The organism is Marinoscillum sp. MHG1-6 (assembly GCF_024714475.1).
GTDB lineage: Bacteria > Bacteroidota > Bacteroidia > Cytophagales > Cyclobacteriaceae > JAMZMI01.
The window spans coordinates 173,148-193,858 of record NZ_JAMZMI010000005.1 but is presented as its reverse complement, the minus strand read 5'-3'; the positions used below and the strand labels follow the sequence as shown (position 1 = coordinate 193,858).

Annotated in this window: 15 protein-coding genes; 10 read left to right on the top strand and 5 right to left on the bottom strand. The window is 42.4% G+C overall.

Annotation, left to right across the window (positions count from 1 at the left end):
• Positions 1-543 precede the first annotated feature (543 nt).
• From NXR94_RS13000 to NXR94_RS12990, 3 genes are read left to right on the top strand one after another with little or no spacing between them, the layout of a single operon-like run.
• Complete coding sequence (locus tag NXR94_RS13000) at positions 544-1,719, top strand: efflux RND transporter periplasmic adaptor subunit (protein WP_258105086.1); 1,176 nt, start codon at positions 544-546, stop codon at positions 1,717-1,719.
• Positions 1,720-1,752: 33 nt separating this feature from the next.
• Positions 1,753-4,986, top strand: coding sequence for an efflux RND transporter permease subunit (locus NXR94_RS12995; RefSeq protein ID WP_258105085.1), 3,234 nt, complete (start codon positions 1,753-1,755; stop codon positions 4,984-4,986).
• Between the two features lie 4 nt (positions 4,987-4,990).
• The gene (locus NXR94_RS12990) at positions 4,991-6,436 is read left to right on the top strand and encodes an efflux transporter outer membrane subunit (protein ID WP_258105084.1); all 1,446 of its coding nucleotides are present in this window, start codon (positions 4,991-4,993) and stop codon (positions 6,434-6,436) included.
• Positions 6,437-6,519: 83 nt separating this feature from the next.
• Here NXR94_RS12990 and NXR94_RS12985 read toward each other — a convergent pair whose 3' ends face one another.
• Complete coding sequence (locus tag NXR94_RS12985; protein WP_258105083.1) at positions 6,520-7,461, bottom strand: glycoside hydrolase family 43 protein; 942 nt, start codon at positions 7,459-7,461, stop codon at positions 6,520-6,522.
• 99 nt (positions 7,462-7,560) lie between these two features.
• Positions 7,561-9,801 carry a tetratricopeptide repeat-containing sensor histidine kinase gene (locus tag NXR94_RS12980; RefSeq protein WP_258105082.1) on the bottom strand — a complete coding sequence of 747 codons (2,241 nt, stop codon included), beginning with the start codon at positions 9,799-9,801 and terminating at the stop codon, positions 7,561-7,563.
• Positions 9,802-10,020: 219 nt separating this feature from the next.
• On the opposite strand from NXR94_RS12980, the gene NXR94_RS12975 reads away from it, so the two are divergent.
• Entirely contained in the window at positions 10,021-12,795 is a 2,775-nt protein-coding gene (locus NXR94_RS12975; RefSeq protein ID WP_258105081.1) for a CHAT domain-containing tetratricopeptide repeat protein, read from the top strand.
• A gap of 28 nt (positions 12,796-12,823) precedes the next feature.
• Here NXR94_RS12975 and NXR94_RS12970 read toward each other — a convergent pair whose 3' ends face one another.
• Genes NXR94_RS12970 through NXR94_RS12960 form a run of 3 tightly spaced genes read right to left on the bottom strand, consistent with a single transcriptional unit; the run spans position 12,824 to position 15,483 of the window.
• On the bottom strand, positions 12,824-13,993 hold the full coding sequence (locus tag NXR94_RS12970; RefSeq protein ID WP_258105080.1) for an MFS transporter: 1,170 nt from the start codon (positions 13,991-13,993) through the stop codon (positions 12,824-12,826).
• An 18-nt stretch (positions 13,994-14,011) separates the two neighbouring features.
• Entirely contained in the window at positions 14,012-14,755 is a 744-nt protein-coding gene (locus NXR94_RS12965) for an ABC transporter ATP-binding protein (RefSeq protein ID WP_258105079.1), read from the bottom strand.
• Positions 14,752-15,483 carry an ABC transporter permease gene (locus tag NXR94_RS12960; protein ID WP_258105078.1) on the bottom strand — a complete coding sequence of 244 codons (732 nt, stop codon included), beginning with the start codon at positions 15,481-15,483 and terminating at the stop codon, positions 14,752-14,754. Before NXR94_RS12960 ends, NXR94_RS12965 begins: the two co-directional genes overlap by 4 nt.
• Positions 15,484-15,579: 96 nt before the next feature.
• On the opposite strand from NXR94_RS12960, the gene NXR94_RS12955 reads away from it, so the two are divergent.
• From NXR94_RS12955 to NXR94_RS12930, 6 genes are all read left to right on the top strand, one after another.
• Complete coding sequence (locus NXR94_RS12955; protein WP_258105077.1) at positions 15,580-16,293, top strand: SDR family oxidoreductase; 714 nt, start codon at positions 15,580-15,582, stop codon at positions 16,291-16,293.
• Positions 16,294-16,303: 10 nt separating this feature from the next.
• On the top strand, positions 16,304-18,292 hold the full coding sequence (ispG, locus tag NXR94_RS12950) for a (E)-4-hydroxy-3-methylbut-2-enyl-diphosphate synthase (protein ID WP_258105076.1): 1,989 nt from the start codon (positions 16,304-16,306) through the stop codon (positions 18,290-18,292).
• An 8-nt stretch (positions 18,293-18,300) separates the two neighbouring features.
• Positions 18,301-18,507 (top strand): DUF6728 family protein, encoded by a 207-nt coding sequence (locus NXR94_RS12945; RefSeq protein ID WP_258105075.1) that lies wholly within the window; start codon positions 18,301-18,303, stop codon positions 18,505-18,507.
• A 3-nt stretch (positions 18,508-18,510) separates the two neighbouring features.
• The gene (locus NXR94_RS12940; protein ID WP_258105074.1) at positions 18,511-18,867 is read left to right on the top strand and encodes an MmcQ/YjbR family DNA-binding protein; all 357 of its coding nucleotides are present in this window, start codon (positions 18,511-18,513) and stop codon (positions 18,865-18,867) included.
• 6 nt (positions 18,868-18,873) lie between these two features.
• Positions 18,874-19,638 (top strand): SGNH/GDSL hydrolase family protein, encoded by a 765-nt coding sequence (locus tag NXR94_RS12935; RefSeq protein WP_258105073.1) that lies wholly within the window; start codon positions 18,874-18,876, stop codon positions 19,636-19,638.
• 87 nt (positions 19,639-19,725) lie between these two features.
• On the top strand, positions 19,726-20,703 hold the full coding sequence (locus NXR94_RS12930) for a hypothetical protein (RefSeq protein ID WP_258105072.1): 978 nt from the start codon (positions 19,726-19,728) through the stop codon (positions 20,701-20,703).
• The last annotated feature ends 8 nt before the right edge of the window (positions 20,704-20,711 follow it).

The window sequence follows — 20,711 nt, the reverse complement described above, 5'->3', positions numbered from 1 at the left end:
GACCTTGCTAGGGATTTGCCTTGGTGAATACCAATAAGAGAAGATTAGACTGCAGAATACTGCAGCAATCCGACAAATGTTAATGTTTGTTTTTTGAAACGTTTTAGTTCTAAGAGAGGCTTAAGAACCAGTTATCAGATCGGGAGATCAATAAAGAGAATTAATCCTTCAGTTAAAGTACAAAGGTACAGAAAATAATCGGCATTGGGAAATTGGGTATGATTGTCGGGCTGGTTGCTCGAGTCGTTGATGCTTGGTAATATTTCCCACTCATTAGCTTTTTGGCGTAGATTTATGTGCTGCTTATTGATTGTTGTATTCTGCGGTTTCAATTATGATATTAGTGATTGATATGATGTTTAAAAGGCCAGGAGTAAAGAAAGGGATTAAATGATTCAGGGGTTTGTCAATCCTTTTGATTGAGATTTTCTTAATAAAAGGTATAACACCGGATGGATTTATTATCTTTTCGGCTTAAAGCTGGCATCAATTTTACCGCTCGGATGTACAGACAACGCATTTTGTAAAATTTTTGATAAATCGATGAATAATCACCAGCGAATAGCCTTGGAAAGCAAGGTTAAATTTCTGCTATGCTTTCTTTTCCTCATAATTATTGGTTGTAGCTCTAAAAATGAAGAGGATACAGGATTGCCTTTACCTGTTAAAACCCTGAAAGGGCAATCAGCCGCCAATACATTTCAATACCTTGGTTCTATTGAGGGCATAGAGGATGTGGAAATACGTCCCCAGGTTGATGGTATTTTGGAAGAGATATACGTGGACGAGGGGGACTTTGTAAAAAAAGGGCAAGCCCTATTCAAAATTAATGCTCAACCTTACATTGAGGACCTAAAAAATTCTCAGGCCAATGTTGCCTTGGAACGTGCTAAGCTAAAGAAAGCGAAAACAGAGCTGGATCGGTTACAGCCATTAATCGATAATGACGTGATCTCCGATGTGCAGATGCGGACGGCCGAGGCTGACTATGAGATTGCACAGGCTTCTCTGGCGAAAGCTCAGGCTATTGAAGCCAACATGCAGATCAAATTAAGCTTTACGACCATTCATGCACCTGTAAGCGGGTTTATTGGCAGAATCCCAAAGTCAGTAGGTAATGTGATAAAGAAGACCGATTCTGAACCCATGACGGTACTGTCCAATGTCAGCAAGATTTATGTTTACTTTTCTATGAGTGAATCTGATTATCTCTATTATGAGCGGATGAAAAATGATTCAACTTCAAAAAGAATTAGCCCTGATGTAAAGCTTATTCTTGCGGATGGATACATATATGATCATACGGGTAGGATTGACGCCAACTCCGGACAGATTAATAGAAACACAGGCTCCATTACCCTGAGAGCAGTGTTTAACAATCCTGACACGCTGTTGAGATCCGGTAATACCGGCAAGATTTTGATGGAACAGATTTATCCTAATGCCATCCTGATACCTCAGAGTGCAGCCATTTCCATTCAGGATAAAAAGTTCGTGTTTGTGTTGGATGACAACAACTTGACCAAAAGGAGGGAAATTCAAATTGAGGGCAGAACAGGTAAGGATTATATCATCAGTAATAACAGCTTATCAGAGGATGACAGAATCGTGACTTCGGGATTGAATAAGCTGACTGATGGTGTCAGGATCAATCCGATCAAAAGTGGTTCTTTAATCAACGGTACTTCATCACAGGCCCCAGGGCAGGTTTCACAATAGTTTTTACCTCTCATTGCATATCTGAGATAAATTATGTTAGAGAAGATTATTTCAAAACCGGTCCTGACTTTAGTCATCTCCATCTTGCTGGTTCTGGCAGGTGTGACCAGTATTTCCACACTTCCGGTAGAACGATTTCCGGAAATTGCGCCACCAAGTGTGAGTGTGCAGGTATACTATCCTGGAGGTAATGCAGAAACTGTAGCCAAGTCAGTGCTATTGCCTATCGAGGAATCCATTAATGGTACGGCAAACATGACGTACGCTAACTCCACGGCCACAAACTCAGGGCGTGGTAGGGTGACGGTTTATTTTAAGCCGGGGACTGACCCTGATAAAGCGGCCGTCGAGATTCAAAACCGGATCTCAAGTGTTACGGAGCGGATACCAGCTGAAGTTGTTGCAGCGGGAATCCAGGTAATGAAGCGGATGAAGGGTAGTATCATGACCATCAACATCTTCAGTGAATCGGGGATGTATGATGAAACCTTCCTTAACGCCTATACCAGGATCAATATCAGAAGAGAGCTAAAGCGTATTGAGGGATTGGCTGAGGCGAGTATCCTTCGTGCCCGCGACTATGCCATGCGTATCTGGCTCGACCCCAACAAGCTGGCCCAATATGGACTTTCTCCGAGGGATATCTATAATCAGATAAAAGATCAAAACTTTGAGGCTGCCCCCGGTAAGTTCGGGGAGAACTCTGATGAGCTTTTTGAAATTGTTATTAAACATGAAGGGCGTTTCAATGAGGTGGAAGAGTACGGAAACCTCGTAATTAAGACGGACGAAACGGGATCTCTGCTTCATTTGCGAGATGTGGCCCGGGTTGAATTTGGTGCTTCCAATTATACAAGTGAAAATAGGCTAGATGGTAGACCGGCCGTGACCATTGACGTGGTTCAGTTGAGTGGAGCAAATGCCGTAGAGATAGACAAACAGGTCAGAAGGATTCTGGAAGAACAATCCAGGGTATTTCCGGAAGGCATTGACTATGAGATTACTTACAGTGTGCGCGATCAGATTGATGAGTCCATGAATCAGGTGGTTCATACGTTGTTTGAAGCATTCTTTTTGGTGTTCTTAGTCGTTTTTATCTTCCTTCAGAATTTCAGAATAACGATAATAACTGCTATTTCTATTCCTATATCCCTGGTAGGAACATTCTTCTTCTTGAATCTTGTAGGCGTTTCTATGAACGTTTTGAGTATGTTCTCTCTGGTACTGTCCATTGGTATTGTTGTGGATAATGCCATTGTAGTAATGGAGGCGATTTATGAGAAAATGAGTGGCCATGGCATGACAGCAAAACAGGCGGTTTTCTCAGCTATGAGTGAGATTACGAGCGCGATTGTTTCAATTACTGTGGTTATCGCAGCGGTATTTCTACCCATTGCCTTTCTGCATGGTCCGGTTGGAATATTTTATCGAGAGTTTGCTTACACAATCATTTTTGCTGTAATCATCTCGGCGGTGAATGCACTTACACTCGGTCCGGTTTTAACACGGTTACTTTTTAAGGAACGAAAAACGTCGGAAAGAAAGCTGGAGTTTTTGGGTGAGTTTACGTTCTTATTTCATTCACGTATCAACCGCTCCATTGAAAATACCGATGTTAATAGAATAGGAGAGTTAGGACTCCTTAAAAGAATAAAAATAGGGTGGCAAACGGGATTGGAGAAGTTTGATAGCTTCTTTGACAGGCTTGTGGTGAAATATGTTTCTTTGATCAAGTGGGCTATCCATAACAGTTTTGTGTCTATTCTGGGATTGATAGCCATCTTTATATTGACCGTAGTTTTGATGAGGAATACCCCAAGTGGATTTATCCCTACAGAAGATGATAACTTCTTGATCATGTCCCTGAGAATGCCTGAAGGGTCTTCTTTGCACAGAACAAATGTGGCACTTAGAATGGCTGATTCACTTCTCAAAATGGAGCCATCCGTAGCAATGGTCAATACCGTTTCGGGCTTTAATGTGGTGGTGAATGCGAACAGTCCATCTTCTGGTTTGGCCTATATTAAATTGAAGAAATCCAAGGAGCGAGGTGAGGTCCATCGGATGGAAGATGTGATGAAGCTTCTATCCAAAAGGATGCTGGCAATTGATGGAGCGAGCATCAATATCTACCCCAGACCTACAGTTCAGGGATTTGGAAGTTTTGATGGGGTACAACTCATGCTTCAGGACAGGTCAGATGGGGACTTAGGAGAGTTTGGTCAGTTGGCAAATGAATTTATAGCTAACCTGAACAGGTTGCCTCAAATAGAAAATGCGTTTACCTCATTCAATCCCAACTTTCCGCAGACTAAACTCAATATTGATTATGAGAAGGCGAAAAGTCTTGGGGTAAGTGTTTCTGACCTGATGTTTACCATAAAGTCATACTTTGGACGTACCCAGGCGGGAGACTTTAACAGGTTTAGTCGTCAATATGGTGTTTATATGCAGGCGGATATTCAGTTCAGGGAAAACCCTTCAGATTTCAATAACATATTCGTCAAAAACGACGCAGGAGAAATGGTTTCTATTAATACCATTGTGAAGTTGGAACAGGATTTTGGTCCAGAGACAGTCAACAGGTATAACCTGTACAATGCGGCTAAGATTAATGTCACTCCGGCCAAAGGCTACAGTACCGGAGACGTGATGAATGCTATTGAAATAGAGGCGTCCAACAAGCTTCCGGCTAGTTTGAGCTATGAATGGACAAGTATGAGTTTGGAAGAGAAAAACTCTGGTGGTGATACGGCAATCATATTCATCATGAGTATCATACTGGTCTATTTGATTTTGGCTGCACAGTATGAAAGTTTCTGGCTTCCCTGGGCGGTAATACTTTCCATCCCAACAGGTATACTGGGAGTATTCATTGCCATCGATCTGGCTGGTATTGACAACAACACCTATGTGCAAGTGGGTATCATCATGTTGATTGGACTATTGGCAAAGAATGCTATTCTAATTGTTGAGTTCGCTACACAGAAGTGGAAAGCCGGTCAGCCGGTGATTGAAGCGGTACTGGATGCGAGTGCTCTGCGTCTGCGATCTATTGTGATGACTTCTTTGGCATTTACGGTAGGACTAATCCCGTTGATGTTTGCTCACGGTGCAGCAGCTCAGGGTAACAAATCCGTGAGTATTGGTACTGCCGGAGGAATGATGTCGGGTGTTATTCTAGGAGTTTTAGTTATTCCCGTGCTAGCCTACCTGTTTCTTAGTTTGCATCAGAGATTTAATATGGATTTTGGTGATGAAGATTAATGTCATGAAGTACAACAAATTTATCTGGATATTAACCCTCATCACGATCGGTAGTTGTAAGCTAAGCGAGCCTTATGAGCGGCCGGACCTGGGCGAATCCGAGAAATATTATGGAACTGAAATTGGGTCGACAGGAGATAGTGCGAACCTCGCTGGAATTCACTGGGCAGATTTCTTTGGTGATTCACTTCTGGTTTCCCTGGTAGATACGGCTTTGCAATACAGCATTGATCTTCAAATTGCTGACACTTATGTAGAAATTGGCTTATCAAGATTAAAGCAATCAAAGGCTAATTACTACCCATCGGTCGGGCTGAATGCATTTAAGTTTAGACAGGATCAATACTCAGAGAATTATGCAAATTATAATTCGAATCGAGCCAGAAGAATTTATGATCCGGATGCTGTTCCTACCAGCTTTTATAAAGAGCGGTTAGAATATGAGGTGTCTTTGGATCTTAGTTGGGAGCTTGATATATGGAGCAAATTGAGCGGACAGAAAAGGGCAAGTCAGCTTTCTTACATGAAAACGATGGAGTTTCAAAAGGCGGTCCAAACTTCATTGATTGCAAATATCGCCTCTACCTATTATAATCTTGCCTTACTCCGGTCACAGATAGAAGTTTATAAGGATAACTTAACGCTTAATGACAACACCCTCAACATTGTCCAATTGCAGTTTGAGGCAGGGGAGGTGACCTCTCTTGCGGTAAAGCAAACCCTATCGCAAAAACTGAGAGCGCAAACCTTGATTCCAAGGCTTGAAAGAGAATATATCAGGGAGGAAAACAGGTTAAATAGATTGATTGGTCGGCAGGGACGGGCTGTTTTGTTGCAAAGCCTGGAAGATCCAATCTTCGATGAGTCCTACGTGGCAGGGATGCCGTTAGAGTTGATCAATAATCGTCCGGATGTGGCGGCAGCAGAATATAACCTTCGCGAGGCGTATGAGCGGGTGGGGGTAGCCAACGCCATGAGATACCCTTCTGTCAATTTAGGAGCAAGTCTTGGATTGAATTCCTTTGAACTTGATAGACTGTTAAACCCTGCCGGCTCAGGACTACTTTTATTGAATGGAGTGATTTTCCAGCCTTTATTTCAAAAGCGGAGGCTCAAAACAAATTATGAGATAGCCCTGAACCAAAAGAAAATAGCGGAACTGGAATTCAAGGATAAGTTCATCCAGGCCATGAATGAGGTCTCTAATGCGCTCGTTTCTATTGAAAAGTTGAAGGAAGAATATGCAATCGCTCAGGAAAGAGTAGTAGCAGCACAGAATGCGGTCAAGGATGCTTCCTTTCTTTTTAGAAGTGGTTTGGCTAATTATCTGGAGGTAATCACCGCACAAAGAGAGGCCCTGGATAGTGAATTGAATCTTGAAAATGTCAAGATGCGAATATTCTCAGCTAAAGTGGAATTGTATCGTAGCCTGGGTGGCGGATGGAAGTAGATTCGAAACTATTACCCACCTGATAGAGACTGAAAGCACTCAGGTAGCATGAGTGCTAAGTCCCGTATCATCGTAAGTTCATTTTAGTCTTTAGGAGTTTTGGCGGTAATGATATTCTCCAATACACTTTGCTTCACCTTGAAGACCGTGCCATGCCTTGTGCCTTTTGGGAAGCTAATATTCTCGGAAATATCGGTCCATATTTTCAGGTCCTTTGAAGAGATTCCCCCCATTTTACTTTTGGTGTACATGTCAAAATAGACAACCCAATCATTACCTACCCTGGTTACCGTAGGACCCTCGACCCAATCAGTGGTTATTGGCGTTGTAGGTTCTGAGTAGTCACCAAGCAAATCCGTACTTGTAGAAATTCTGATGTTTTTTTCTGGTTTGGGTAACAGGGTTTCATTTTTGAGGAACATAACATAGGTTTTACCATCCTTCACGATGGTAGCATCGATAACACTAAAGCCCTTATCATATAAGATTTTAGTATCGCTAAAACTCCTAAAGTCCCTGGTGGTGGTGTAATACATTCTGTGATCGTAGCCTCCACCACCCAAAGTGTCCGTTGCGGGAAACCTTCCGGGAATGGTAGTTGCCCAATATATGAGGTACTGATCTTTCTCCTCATCATAATAGATCTCTGGTGCCCAGCAGTTTCTTGCTGTTGGTTCGTGGTCCATCACAGGGATATATTTTTGATCTGACCATTTGATTAAATCAGTTGAGTTGGCGTAACCTATGCCTCGTTCATTCCAGCTAACTGTCCATACCATATGAAACTTATCGTCTCCGCCCTTGATTATACATGGGTCCCGCATAAGCTTGTCTTTACCGGCAGTAGGAGCCAGAAAAGATTCATTGTTATTCAGCGCTTTCCAATTAAGACCATCGGTACTTGCAGCAAGGTGTAATCCATCTTCACCATTTCCCTGAAAAAAGGAAAAAAGATATACTTCGGGTTCTGAGGGTTTACAGCCAATAAGGCCAAACAGAATAATTAGAACTGTCAATTTTTTCATGATAGTTTGATATGTTGCAATTCTGCTTACAGTAAAAGTAGTACTCATTATATAGAAATAATTATTTGCAATAAAATGTGGAGAGGAGAGAGGGATTGATTACGAGTTTTTGAAATTTCTGTCCATCAAATCAGACGTGGCTATTCTATGGGATATTGGGAAAACCACGACAACTTTAACTCCTGTATGATTTGGATAAAGATTGATGGTACCTCCATAAGCAGCTGCAAGATCTCTGGAGATATATAGCCCCAATCCAAAACCTTGCCCTGGTGATTTTGTTGTAAAAAAGGGTTTCCCGATTTTTTCCATATCCTCCGAATCTATCCCAGTTCCATTATCATTAATGATTATTCTGATTTCATCTGCATCTATAACTTCAGTTGTAATCTCAATCTTTCCAGTATGCTCAATAGCGTCAACTGCATTTTGTAGTAAATTGACAAATATGCGTTGGACTGCAATAAACGAACAAAGCACTTTTGCTGGTGGTGCGAAATACATTTTTCCAAGTTCGATGTCTTTTTTGTGTAGAGATTCAGACATTTTGGAAATGGCAGAATCAATGATTTCATGAATATCCACTTCATGGATCAAATCTTGACTATTTGAATCAAAGTAGATCAGGTTTTTCACAATTTTATTGATTCTCATAACGCCATCATCAATTGATCCCAACACATCGAGTTGTTCCTTTTCGGTTAATTTGACATCGTCATTTTTGAGGTAATCTTTAAGCCTCCAAACTCCCCCCAAAATAATGTTTAAGGGGTTGTTCATTTCATGACCTAAGCCTGCGGCTAGAATACTTACCGCTGCTTTTCGTTCTGATATCATGAGCTGTTCCTGAGTACTTTCCAGTTTTTCCAGAGTATCCTGAAGTTGATCTCTTTGTTGGGTTATTTTCTTGTGTTGATCTCGAACGGCGGCCAATAATTCAATAAGCTTTTGATGAGCCCTTTGTCTTGTTTTAATCCATATGATAACGACAGCAAGCAGAACAAAAAGCAATACAAGAGTAATGATGAAGATAGCCTGTCTCTTAGATTGTCGCTGTATTTCTGCCTCTATAGAAGCCTTTTGAAGCTCCGCAACGTGTTGGATGGAGTCTTCCTGGTATTTAAATTGAAACTCCGCTTCAAGAAATGCTATATCTTCATTTGACTTAAAATAATTAAGACTATCGCGAAGTGCTACGAAGGTTTTATAATATTCTAAGGACTTATTGTAGTTGCCCGATTCCTCTTCCAACTCAGCCAGAGATTGTAGTGTATTCATTTTTTCCCTCTGGGCTTCCAAACTATCTGATAAATTAAAGGCCCTGATAAGGATTTCTCTGGACTCGTTATAATTTCCTAATTTATAACTTACTCTTCCAAGTGCGGTTATTGCCTCTGCAAGTGCAAATTCATTGCCCGTCTTTTCTGATTCATCAATTACATTATCTAAGTAGTCATGAGCCAAATCATATTTTCCCATGTCCATGTATAGCAATCCGTAATGCAGTAAATTATAAATCCAGGGTCTTAATCCTTCTTCAGAACAAAGTTGGGTTGAGGTGTTGAGACAGTTTTCAGCGGCTTCGTAATTATCCATAAGTCGGTATAAATCACCAAGTTCATAATGAAATTCTGATAGTCTTATTTTCAGATTGTTTTGTTCCCCTATTTCAATAGCCCGGTTAAAATAGTGGAGTGCTCTCTGGTAATCCCCTCTGTATTGGTAAAATAATCCAAGATGTCGATAACTTGAAGCATGTTGTTCGGCATCGTTATTGAGTTTACTCAATTCCTTTGCCTGATTGTAACTTTCGAGTGCGTTATAAAAGTCACCTGTTTTCTGGTATACATATCCCAGTTTAAGATCTGTGATAATCTCATAATGGCTGTCATTTATCGAATGAAAGCATTCCCATGCCAGATAATAATGAGCGAGACTACTTTTTACCTGGGAAAGCCAATAAAAATCCCCCAAGAACAAATGAGCTCGTCCTTTTAGTAGTTTGTTTTGATGTTTTTTAGCCTGTACTAATGATTTTTTTAAAAGGGCAAATGCAGTATCGAATTGACCTGATTTTGTAAAATAGATGCCAGCTACGATATAACTATTAATAATTCCATCTGGATATTTTAAGGAATCAGACAGGTAATAGGCGGCCTGTAAATAGGTGTTTGAAATATCGAAGTCCTTATCTGTAAACTCCTCTGAAAGCATCAGGTAATGGTCAATCAGTTCCTGAGGAGTTTCTGAGATTCTCGCAGCTAATACCAAAGAGTCCAAGGAGGCATCTGCGGAATGAATAATGAAATAAAGGAAAATAAATGAGAATCTTAATTTCATAGGTAGTTGGAAGCTCAATTTAATAATATTTTAATACTCAACCATTTACAGCTTATCGATGTCATGAATTTGAATCTTCTGACTTTTTAGAACAGGATCTTGCTTATGTTGAGCCATTGAGCTTTTGGCTTTTTACTTGCTTATGAAAATATCTAAGTTTAACCCTCATTTAAATATGCTATGAAACCACGCTATCAGATTTTTCTAATATCCGCCCTAATGATATTCCCGGGGTTAATTCAGGCACAGTTTGGTGACCTGGGAAAATCTTTAAAGAAAAAGGCCAAGGAGGCGATCAAAGAAAAGATAGAGGAGAAGAACGAGGAATATGAGACCTCTACCTTCAACTATGCCATTGCTTTCCTGGATAAATCGGAATCGTTTGAAAACAAACAAAAAGGGGAGACCTTCTATAAAACAGCCGCCTGGGTTACCCAGGATGACAGCAAAAAAACGCCACGTGATGAAGCAGTGAGCCAATACGAATTTGGTCGGTTCAGTTACCTAAGACGTGCTTATCGGTTGTCAGAATCAGCACTAATAGATGCACAGCTACAATTTGAAGTTTTGGGAGAAAAGGTTGATCCGGTATACTTAAAGACCTTAGGTCTTCTTGGCTTATTATATAGCGATATGGGCCGTTTTGAAAAGGCCACGACCTACACCCAACAAGCCCTTGATAGTTGGAAAGAACATTACGGAGTAGAGAGCAAGGGATATGCAGCCGAATTCAACAATATGGCTGTCCTGCGATTTAATAAGGGGGAGTATACACAGGCTGAAAAAGACATGGAGCAGTCAATCAAGCAGATTCAATTAGCGGAAGGTGGCGGATCAATGCCTAACGCCATTTCTCTCAACAACAAGGGAATTCTGTATCTCTACATGGGGCGTTCCAAAGAAGCCACTGAATTGATGCAGTATGCTCAAAATATTGCCGAGCGTAAAATCAGTGACAATTCGGGGACCTATCTTCAACTGATGACCAACAGGGCGCTGGTATTACAGGAGAGCGGAGACTATGCGGGAGCGGAGGCGGTTTACCAGGAAGCGATAGAGCTGCAAAAATCGAGATTAAAAGTGAACCGGACGGGGGACCCCGATTATGCACATATGCTGAACAATCTGGCGTCGCTCTATTTTCAGACTGATAGGTTAGAGGAAGCCGAGAGTCTGCTAAAAGAGAGTCTGTCTATCTATAAATTGAAATTTGGTGAGAGTCATCCACTTACCGCTTCGGCAATGCAGGACCTTGGTAACCTTTATCGGGTAACCGGCAGATTAGATAAGGCCGGCGAGTTGCTTTCTTCCGCTTTGGTGACGAATAAAAAGAGATTAGGAGATAAGCATCCGAAAACAGTTCAAAGCATGGAAGATATGGCTTTGGTTTTGTGGAAACAAGGGAATGCTGAAGCCAGTGCGCTGATGTATTCTGACGTCATGACTCAGACGATGGACTTTATTAACAGCTTTTTTCCCTCAATGAGCGAAGCCGAGAAAACCAAGTACTGGGAGAAACTAGGACCACGCTTTTTCAACTACTACAATTTTGCATTTGATCAGATGGATGACAACCCCGTGTTGTTAGACCAGGCGATCAATTATCGTATTGCAACGAAAGGCCTGTTGCTTAATACGACTACCAAGATCAAGAATCTCATTCTATCAAGTGGAAATCAGGAGTTGATCGAACTCTATCAAATCTGGGTTGATCAGAAGAAGGAGTTGGCTACCTATTACACTATGTCCAAGGAGGAACTGGAAGAACAAAACATTTTCCTTGATCAGTTAGAAGCTGAAGCTAATGATACTGAAAAAGCTTTGTCAGAAGTGTCAACCATATTTTCAGAGAATATGGTAGATCAATCAAAAGAGTATCAGTCAATCGTTTCCAAACTGGGCCCCGGACAGGTGGCAATCGAGATGATTCATTATCCATATTTCGATAGTCGACTGACTGAGGAGATGAGGTATGCAGCTATCATTTTGAAACCATCAATCAAACCTCAGGTCGTTATTCTGGAAAATGGTTCTCAGTTAGATAGCAAGTACTACAGCTACTATAAGAACATTATTCGATTGAAAATGGATGATACTCAGTCTTATAGCCAGTACTGGAAAAAGATAGACAGCGCCATTCCAGGAATTAAGACGGTATACCTTTCTCCTGATGGCGTTTATAACCAGCTTAATGTTAATACACTAAAGACACCTGAAGGAAAATTCATTGTTCAGCAAAAGGATCTTCATTTAGTTGGGAATGTGGCAGACTTGGCAAGTTCAGGGCGTGAGAAGAAGAAATCCAGAGACGCTTTTTTACTTGGATTTCCAACCTACGGATCGACTAGTATTGCTCCCTTACCCGGGACAGCAAAAGAAATTGGTGTGGTGGAAAGTGCCCTTAAATCCAGTCAATATAGGATCAGCCTAAAGCTCTCAGAAAATGCTACCGAGAGTGCAATTAAACAGGTAAACTCACCAAAACTACTGCATATAGCCACCCACGGATTTTTTATGGAAGATGTAAAATCAGGAGGACAGGTGTTTGGGGTACAGGTAGAGTATGCTAAAAACAATCCATTACTGCGCTCCGGATTATTATTGGCCGGTGCATCGGAAGATGGTCAGGGTAGTGGAGCTTCGTTCTCAGAGTCAGACAATGGGATACTGACTGCATTTGAAGCCATCAATTTGAATCTTAGTAAAACGGATTTAGTAGTGCTTTCGGCTTGTGAAACAGGAAAAGGGGATATCAAGTCGGGTGAAGGAGTTTATGGACTTCAGCGGGCTTTTAAAGTAGCAGGAGCAGATAGAATGATCATGAGCCTATGGAAAGTAGATGATATTGCTACTCAAAAGCTGATGAGTGCATTTTATCAGAACTGGACCCGTGGAGGCTTGTCACCTGAGGCGGCATTCCAAAAGGCACAGATTGATCTTATGAAAACCTATCCTCATCCCTATTATTGGGGTGCCTTTGTGATGGTGGAGTGATCAAACGTCTTTAATAAAGGTAGTAGCTTTATGCTGCTACCTTTCTCTTTTTAGCTTGCCAAAGCCATATCGTGATAAATTGAATCAAAATGACAGGTAGCGTCATCATTAACAGGTTCTCCCAACCCAAAGTAAAGACGATCCAACCTGATGAGAGAGAGGCTACCGCCTGAGTGGCGAAAATGATCAGCTCATTCATGCCCTGAACCTTGAATCTTTCCGAAGGGGTATAAGATTGAGGTAGGAGGGCAGTACCACCAACAAATAGAAAATTCCATCCTAAACCTAGCAATACCAGGGAAACCCAATAGTGATGTAGGAAGTGCCCTGAATATGCTGTGGCTATACAGAAAAGGTAGATGAACAATCCAATGATCATCATTCTGATAATACCAAACTTCTTGATAAGCCAACCTGTAAAGATGGAAGGCAGAAACATGGCTACAATATGACTTTGGATGACCCATTTCGTATCTGAAAGAGAATGGCCATCCATGAGGTGCATACTAACAGGTGTGGCAGTCATGATAAAGGTCATGACAGCATAACCGACAGTTGCTCCTAATACGGCAACCCAGAAAACACCCTGAGAGGAAATTTCTTTAAGTGTCCTTTGTGGTAGGTCGGATTCGTTGGTTTTGAATACGGTGTTTTCGTAAGTAAGTAAAACAAACAAAGACAGAAGGAACAGTCCACCCAACAGCAAATAACTACCCATGAACTCACTGGTGAATAGGTCTTTTCCCAGTACTGCCACTTCTGGGCCCATGAATGCGGCGGCAATTCCTCCAAGTAGCACATAGGAGGCAGCTTTAGGTATTTGATCCTCATTGACGCTTTCCATGGCGGCAAATCGAAACTGCATCAGACAGGCACTGGTCAGTCCCAGTAAAAATGTACAAAAAGAGAACAGGTAAAAGCTTTCCATCATGATGGCATATCCCGCCAGTATGGAAACGATGATGGAGTAAACGGATATGAGCAGAAAGGTTTTCTTTCGACCGATTCGTTTCATGATCATGGTTACCGGAACCGTTGATAGCGCGGTTCCCACAACAATACTTGCCACAGGAATGGTGGCCAGTTTTTCTGAGGGTGCAAGTTTTGTGCCTACGAGTCCACCAACAAATACATTGAGTGAGTTGAGCGACATCATCAGCGCCTGTGCGATGGTCAATATCCAAACGTTCTTGTGCATCGAATTAGAAACGGAAGCTTACTTGATGAGTTTCATCATTCGATTGGCGAAAACGAAATCGTTGAGTTCCTTCACTTCAGACTGGGTAATATTTTCATTGCTTCCTTCCCAGAGCTTATTTCCCTGGTAAAGGAAGATAACTTTTTGGCCAATTTCGATGACCGAATTCATGTCGTGAGTGACCACAACTGTGGTGATGTTGTACTCATGGGTAATTTCTGCAATGAGCTCATCAATCGTGATACTCGTCTGAGGATCCAGCCCGGAGTTCGGCTCATCGCAAAACAGGTAATTGGGGTTGTTGACAATGGCCCGGGCGATACCCACCCGCTTTTTCATACCGCCACTGATTTCGGAAGGCATTTTGCTATTCACATTCTCCAGTCCGACACGTTCCAGACAAAAGTTTACACGTTCCAGCTTTTCTTCGAAAGGCGTATCAGTCAGTACATCCATCGGGAACATGACATTCTCCTCGACATTCTTACTGTCGAACAATGCACTTCCCTGGAAAAGCATGCCTATTTCTCTTCGTATCTGAGTCTGTAGCTGCTTATCACCATTGGTGAAATCCCGGCCATCATAAAGTACATAGCCTTCATCGGGATGAACAAGACCCACAATGTTTTTTAGCAATACACTCTTACCGGTACCACTGGATCCGATGATCAGGTTGGTTTTACCTTTTTCAAACGTGGCACTGATGCCCTTCAGCACTTCTTTGCCATCAAACGACTTTTCTATGTTAACTGCCTCTATCATGCCAATAAAAGTTGAGCAAGTAAATAATCAGCCAGCAGAATAGCAATACAGCTGTTCGTTACCGCTGCGGTAGAGGCCTGACCCACTTCCAAAGCTCCACCACTGGTGAAGAATCCCTTATATGCGGAGATTGATGCAACAAGGAAGGAGAAAACAAATGCTTTGATCAGAGCAAAGCTCACATTAAACTCGATGAACTCGTACCGGATACCGTAGATGTAATCATAACCGGAGATAATGCCGGTTGCCAAACTGGTCAGGTATCCGCCATACATACATAGGAACGCTGAGAGCACGACAAGCATGGGGTACATGATCATCGAGGCAATAATTTTAGGCAGCACGAGATAAGAGGAGGCATTGATCCCCATAACCTCCAGCGCATCGATCTGCTCAGTGATACGCATAGTCCCTAATTCACCTGCTATATTGGAACCCACCTTTCCGGCATAGACAATCGCAATAATAGTGGGAGAGAGCTCCAGAACGGTCATGTCCCGAACGACCAGAGAGATCACATAATCAGGGATAAAAGGGCTAACCAGGTTGTAGGCAGTTTGCACCGTCACTACCGCTCCCATAAAGACGGAAACAATGGTGACAATGAATAGTGAGTTATATCCTACCTTGATGCATTCGTCGATTGTAAGTTTGACATAGGTCCCGAAATTCTCCCTTCGGGTGAACAGGGTACCCATGAACAAGATAAACTTTCCTAATTTCTGCATTCGGAATCCTCTTCTTTCAGATATCGCTTAGTTTTGCTGAAAATTAGCAACTAAAGATCAAACATTACTGACCCTTTTAAGCTTTAATCCCTGACAATGGAAAATAATAGCAAACTAATAGTCGTATCTGGAGGGACTAAAGGCATCGGCAAGGCCATTATTCACAGCTTTTCGGCTAAAGGATTTGAAATTGCGACCTGCTCACGAAGCCAGAAGGATCTTGATTCCCTAAAGTCTGAGGTAGAAGCCCAGTACGGAAATAGAGTATATGTTTTCAAGGCAGATCTTTCTTCAAAACAGGCTACTGAGGACTTTGTTGAGTTTGTACAAATGATTGGAAAGCCGGTAGAAATATTGGTGAATAACACTGGGATTTTTATTCCTGGAGAAGTGCACAATGAAGATGAAGGTGCCTTGGAAAAGATGATACAGACGAACCTTTACAGTGCGTATTACCTCACCCGCGGACTGATCCATAACATGAAGGAAAATGCTCGTGGACATATCTTTAATATGTGCTCAACAGCGTCTATTATGGCTTATAGTAATGGCGGGTCCTATTGTATTAGCAAATTCGCACTATATGGCATGTCAAAAGTGTTAAGAGAAGAGATGAAGCCTCACGGTATTCGGGTTACATCAGTGATGCCCGGTGCAACTTACACCGCGAGTTGGGAAGGGGTGGATTTGCCTGAAGAGCGATTCATGAAGCCGGAAGATGTGGCAGAGATGGTATTGATAACTTATGAATTGAGTGATCGGTCCGTGGTAGAAGATCTGGTAATTAGACCGCAATTGGGTGATATTTGAGCAATCAATTATGGAGACAAAAGCAGCAGAGGTTCTGGAGCCTATTAGATATTGTGAATCCCTGACATCTTATAAGCGCAGACAGACGCTTGAAGTAAATATAGGGGAGGTGCCTCTTGGAGGGGATCAGCCAATAAGAGTTCAGTCGATGACTACCGTGGATACCATGGATACAGCGGGCTCCGTGGAGCAAGCAATCCGAATGGTGGAATCCGGTTGTGAATATGTGAGGATCACGGCCCCAAGTGTTAAGGAGGCTGAAAACTTAAGAAACATTCGAGATGAGCTTCGAAAGAGAAACATTCAGGCTCCTTTAGTTGCTGATATACATTTCACCCCCAACGCGGCTGAGCTAGCGGCCAAAATCGTGGAGAAAGTACGGGTAAACCCTGGAAATTACGCTGACAAAAAGAAATTCGAGGAGATAGAATATACGGATGAGGCCTATCAGGACGAGTTGTTAAGGATTGAACAGAAATTTACGCCGCTGATTAACATCTGTAAAGAACATGGTACAGCCATGAGGATCGGAACGAATCATGGTTCACTTTCTGACCGCATCATGAGCAGATATGGAGATACACCTATCGGGATGGTAGAGTCGGCCTTAGAGTTTATCCGGATTTGTGAAAAAAACGAGTACTATGACCTCGTAATTTCTATGAAATCCAGCAACCCTCAGGTTATGGTTCAGGCTTATAGACTGCTTGTGCAGAAGTTGGAAGAGGAGGGCTTGAAACCATATCCGTTGCACCTGGGTGTAACCGAAGCGGGTGAAGCTGAGGATGGCAGAATAAAGTCCGCATTAGGCATCGGTACTTTACTGGAGGACGGTTTGGGGGACACCGTGAGAGTTTCTTTGACAGAAGCTCCGGAAGTTGAGTCGCCAGTAGGGAGAATTCTCGTTGATCGTTTTCTCAACAGGGAGGAGCATCAGGAAATAGATGCAGTAGAAAATCCAAACTACAATCCTTTTGAATATTCTAAAAGGGGATCACTGGAGGTCCTTAATATTGGTGATACTAATGTGCCCAGGGTAATTGCTGACTTTTCTAAGGTGGAAAACCTGGAAATGGCTGATTTGAAAAACGTGGGTCATTTTTACTTACCGGCACTTGATAAGTGGACGATGAGCGACCTGGGTACAGATTTCATTTATACAGGTACCAATCCGGTATCGTTCATGTTGCCAAACGGACTAAAAGAAATTGTTGATCACGCTGCCTGGGTTACAGATGGTTGTTCAAAGTCAATATACCCATTATTAGAGACACGGGACTTGGGGGAGGTGCTTCATCCGGAGCTCAATTTTGTCAGAGTGGATGAAATCAGGCTGAGCAATTCCGTCCTTGAGGCCCTAAAAGGGACGTCCAACATGGTACTGATGCTCACTACCCGCAATACCCATGCAATGGCCGCTCTGCGAAATGCTTTTTTCAAGCTGGATAAAGCGGGAGTAAAAGTGCCGGTTATCATCGAGAGGGTTTATCCGCAACTGGAGGAGGATGCCATGATGATGTTTCCGGCAACGGATATTGGAGGTCTGTTGATCGATGGTTTTGGAGATGGCTGTATGATCACCACTTCTCAATTTGATAGTCAGGATCATTTGTTTCGGCAAGTTAAGAAATATAATGAGATCGCTTTTGGGGTACTGCAAGCCGCCCGAACCAGGATAACCAAGACGGAATATATTTCATGTCCGTCCTGTGGGCGAACCTTATTTGACCTTCAGGAAACTACGGCCATGATTCGTAAAAGAACGGATCATCTGAAAGGAATCAAGATCGGGATCATGGGTTGTATTGTGAATGGCCCGGGAGAAATGGCAGATGCCGATTATGGTTATGTTGGTTCCGGAAAGGGTAAGATCACATTATATAAAGGTAAAGAAGTGGTGAAACGTGGTGTGCCGTCGGCGAAGGCTTTGGATGAACTGATTGAGCTGATTAGGGAAGATGGCAACTGGATAGAGCCATCGGCAGAGGCTGTAAATTAATGGTGACTATGGAGAATGAAGAAAAGGAGAAACATGAGCCCGGTTATTATTTCAATTTCAGAGAGGTATTAACCTATTTTTTTAGAAAAAAGGACCCTAGCAGGCCTACGAACATCAATATTAAGATGATGCATGGTATCAACAAGATTTCCATGTTGATCTTTCTGATTTGTTTGATTGTGATCATCGCCCGGTTTATCATCAGAGCCATGTAACTCATGAACATTGAAGATTATCGGAATTTCTGTCTTTCTAAGCCTGGAGTGACCGAGGAGGTCCCGTTTGGCCCCGAAACACTGGTTTTTAAGGTGATGGGAAAAATGTTTGCGCTGACGGATATTGAAAGTTTTTCGAGTATTAACCTCAAGTGTGATCCGGATATTGCTGAAAAACTCAGAGAAGAGTATCCGGCAGTAATGCCTGGTTATCACATGAACAAAAAACACTGGAATACGATTATGATGGATGGTTCAGTGGCAGATGCCCAAATAAGGGAATGGATCAATCAATCTTATGACCTGGTGATTTCAGGTCTGACAAAAAAACAAAAGGAAGAGCTCGCCGGTTTAGCTTAGATGAAATTGAGCACCCTAATTCTGGTTTTTCTCTTATTTTCGTTTTGCGAGCCTCCTGAAGAACCAACAAAAAGCCTTGAATCGGAATACGAGGACTTAACCGACACCATTCCAGAAGAATCACACGTGCAAGACAATCCCATGAAAGAACCTGAGGTGCCCTCAAAACAAAAGACTTTCCTTGCATTAGGAGATTCCTACACGATCGGAGAAGCAGTGGATGAGGACCAAAGATGGCCTGTCCAACTGGTGACAAAGCTTTTGAATGATAGCGTAAAAATAGACGCACCTACAATTATTGCCAGAACAGGTTGGACGACGAATGAATTGTTGGCTGCCATCGCTCTTGAAAATGTAGTAGATACCTTCGATATTGTTTCTCTGTTAATCGGGGTGAATAACCAGTATCGGGGATACCCCATCGACCAACAAAAAAGGGAGTTTGATAAGCTTTTGCAGCAGGCAATAAGTTTTGCCGGAGGAGACACATCCAGGGTGTTTGTTGTCTCAATTCCGGACTACAGCGTTACACCATTTGGACAAAGCGGAAACCCCGAGAAAACTGCCAGGGAAATTGACCTCTACAATAGTATAAATGATTCAATCGCAGACCTTTACCAAGTACAATATTTTGACATTACACCTATTTCCAGAGAAGCTGCATCCAATCCGGATTTGATTGCTTCAGATGGGCTTCATCCTTCCGAAGAGATGTACAGAAGATGGGTTGAACTCATGTTTTCGTGGTCGAAATCAATACTAAGTCAATAACGTCACTTCATTTCTTATTTGACTTTTACCTTTTTCCAGAGTTAAAATAATCCTATTTTTAGGCTTGATTTGTGTGATGCTCTATTTATGAGGTTTTTAATTACCTTATTAGTCTCCATTGTTGCTTTCACTGGTTGCAAGGATAAAATTATTTGTCCGGCCTTTCAAAGCACCTACATTCTCGACGACTCCGTTAGAATGGTATACTATTCCTATCTCTGGAAACTAGACGAGGCAGAGCGTACAGAGTACCTTGCAAGCAAGGCGAGCATACCGGTCTCCGAAAGCTCAGCAACGGATACCGCGGCAATTGCAGACCTTCCCACGAATCCTACTCCAACACCAAAACAGACGGATTATTTCGCTTATGCAGGCGATTATAAAGTTGACGAAAGGGAGGTTAAAAAATCAAAATACGGAATTGTTAAGTATGAGCCTTACTGGCTGAAAAACTACCGTATGAAAACGGCTCCAATGGAGAATGTCTTGCGTCCCGAGGAACCTGCATTACCTCCGGGCCTGGAAGAAGACACAGCCGCCGTGGAAGTGGGAGAGTTTTACGTGTCTGACTTTGAAGATTCGCTGGGCGTAGATTCCACTGCTATAGCATTTGCAGGAGCGGACAGTATTCAGGATGACTTTGCGCTACCGACTTTGGCAAGAGCCCCGCCTCCGGAAAAGAAACCTGAGCCGAAGTTCCTTTATGGTTACGATCCCAAGGATAAGTTGATGAATGTCGAGCAGGAGTATTATAACAAGCATTTTGGTCAATATCTGATCCAGCAACCCATGCCTAAGAAAAAGCCTAAACCCAAGCCTGAGCCCACAGATTCCGCTGATTTTGATTCCGGATTTTCTGACAGCTTTGTACCCGATGGAGAGCAGACGGACTCCTTTGTGGAGCCAACTCCTACGGAGGAAGGTGATCAAAGCATAGACAGTCCGGTAGAAGATCAAAATGACACTAACCAGCAGGAAGAGGCGGTAGAACCGGAGGAAGTTCCCGAACCCGTGGATGAAACGAATGATCAGAACGAACCACAAGGCGATGACCTTGGTTTCTAAGCAATAAG

Bases quoted from the DNA above. Each gene is read 5' to 3' on its own strand.
- NXR94_RS13000 (WP_258105086.1), top strand. From the start codon at position 544: ATGAATAATCACCAGCGAATAGCCTTGGAAAGCAAGGTTAAATTTCTG.
- NXR94_RS12980 (WP_258105082.1), bottom strand. From the start codon at position 9,801: ATGAAATTAAGATTCTCATTTATTTTCCTTTATTTCATTATTCATTCC.
- NXR94_RS12965 (WP_258105079.1), bottom strand. From the start codon at position 14,755: ATGATAGAGGCAGTTAACATAGAAAAGTCGTTTGATGGCAAAGAAGTG.
- NXR94_RS12995 (WP_258105085.1), top strand. From the start codon at position 1,753: ATGTTAGAGAAGATTATTTCAAAACCGGTCCTGACTTTAGTCATCTCC.
- NXR94_RS12940 (WP_258105074.1), top strand. From the start codon at position 18,511: ATGAACATTGAAGATTATCGGAATTTCTGTCTTTCTAAGCCTGGAGTG.
- NXR94_RS12970 (WP_258105080.1), bottom strand. From the start codon at position 13,993: ATGCACAAGAACGTTTGGATATTGACCATCGCACAGGCGCTGATGATG.
- NXR94_RS12945 (WP_258105075.1), top strand. From the start codon at position 18,301: ATGGAGAATGAAGAAAAGGAGAAACATGAGCCCGGTTATTATTTCAAT.
- NXR94_RS12975 (WP_258105081.1), top strand. From the start codon at position 10,021: ATGATATTCCCGGGGTTAATTCAGGCACAGTTTGGTGACCTGGGAAAA.
- NXR94_RS12930 (WP_258105072.1), top strand. From the start codon at position 19,726: ATGAGGTTTTTAATTACCTTATTAGTCTCCATTGTTGCTTTCACTGGT.
- NXR94_RS12955 (WP_258105077.1), top strand. From the start codon at position 15,580: ATGGAAAATAATAGCAAACTAATAGTCGTATCTGGAGGGACTAAAGGC.
- NXR94_RS12990 (WP_258105084.1), top strand. From the start codon at position 4,991: ATGAAGTACAACAAATTTATCTGGATATTAACCCTCATCACGATCGGT.
- ispG (WP_258105076.1), top strand. From the start codon at position 16,304: ATGGAGACAAAAGCAGCAGAGGTTCTGGAGCCTATTAGATATTGTGAA.
- NXR94_RS12985 (WP_258105083.1), bottom strand. From the start codon at position 7,461: ATGAAAAAATTGACAGTTCTAATTATTCTGTTTGGCCTTATTGGCTGT.
- NXR94_RS12960 (WP_258105078.1), bottom strand. From the start codon at position 15,483: ATGCAGAAATTAGGAAAGTTTATCTTGTTCATGGGTACCCTGTTCACC.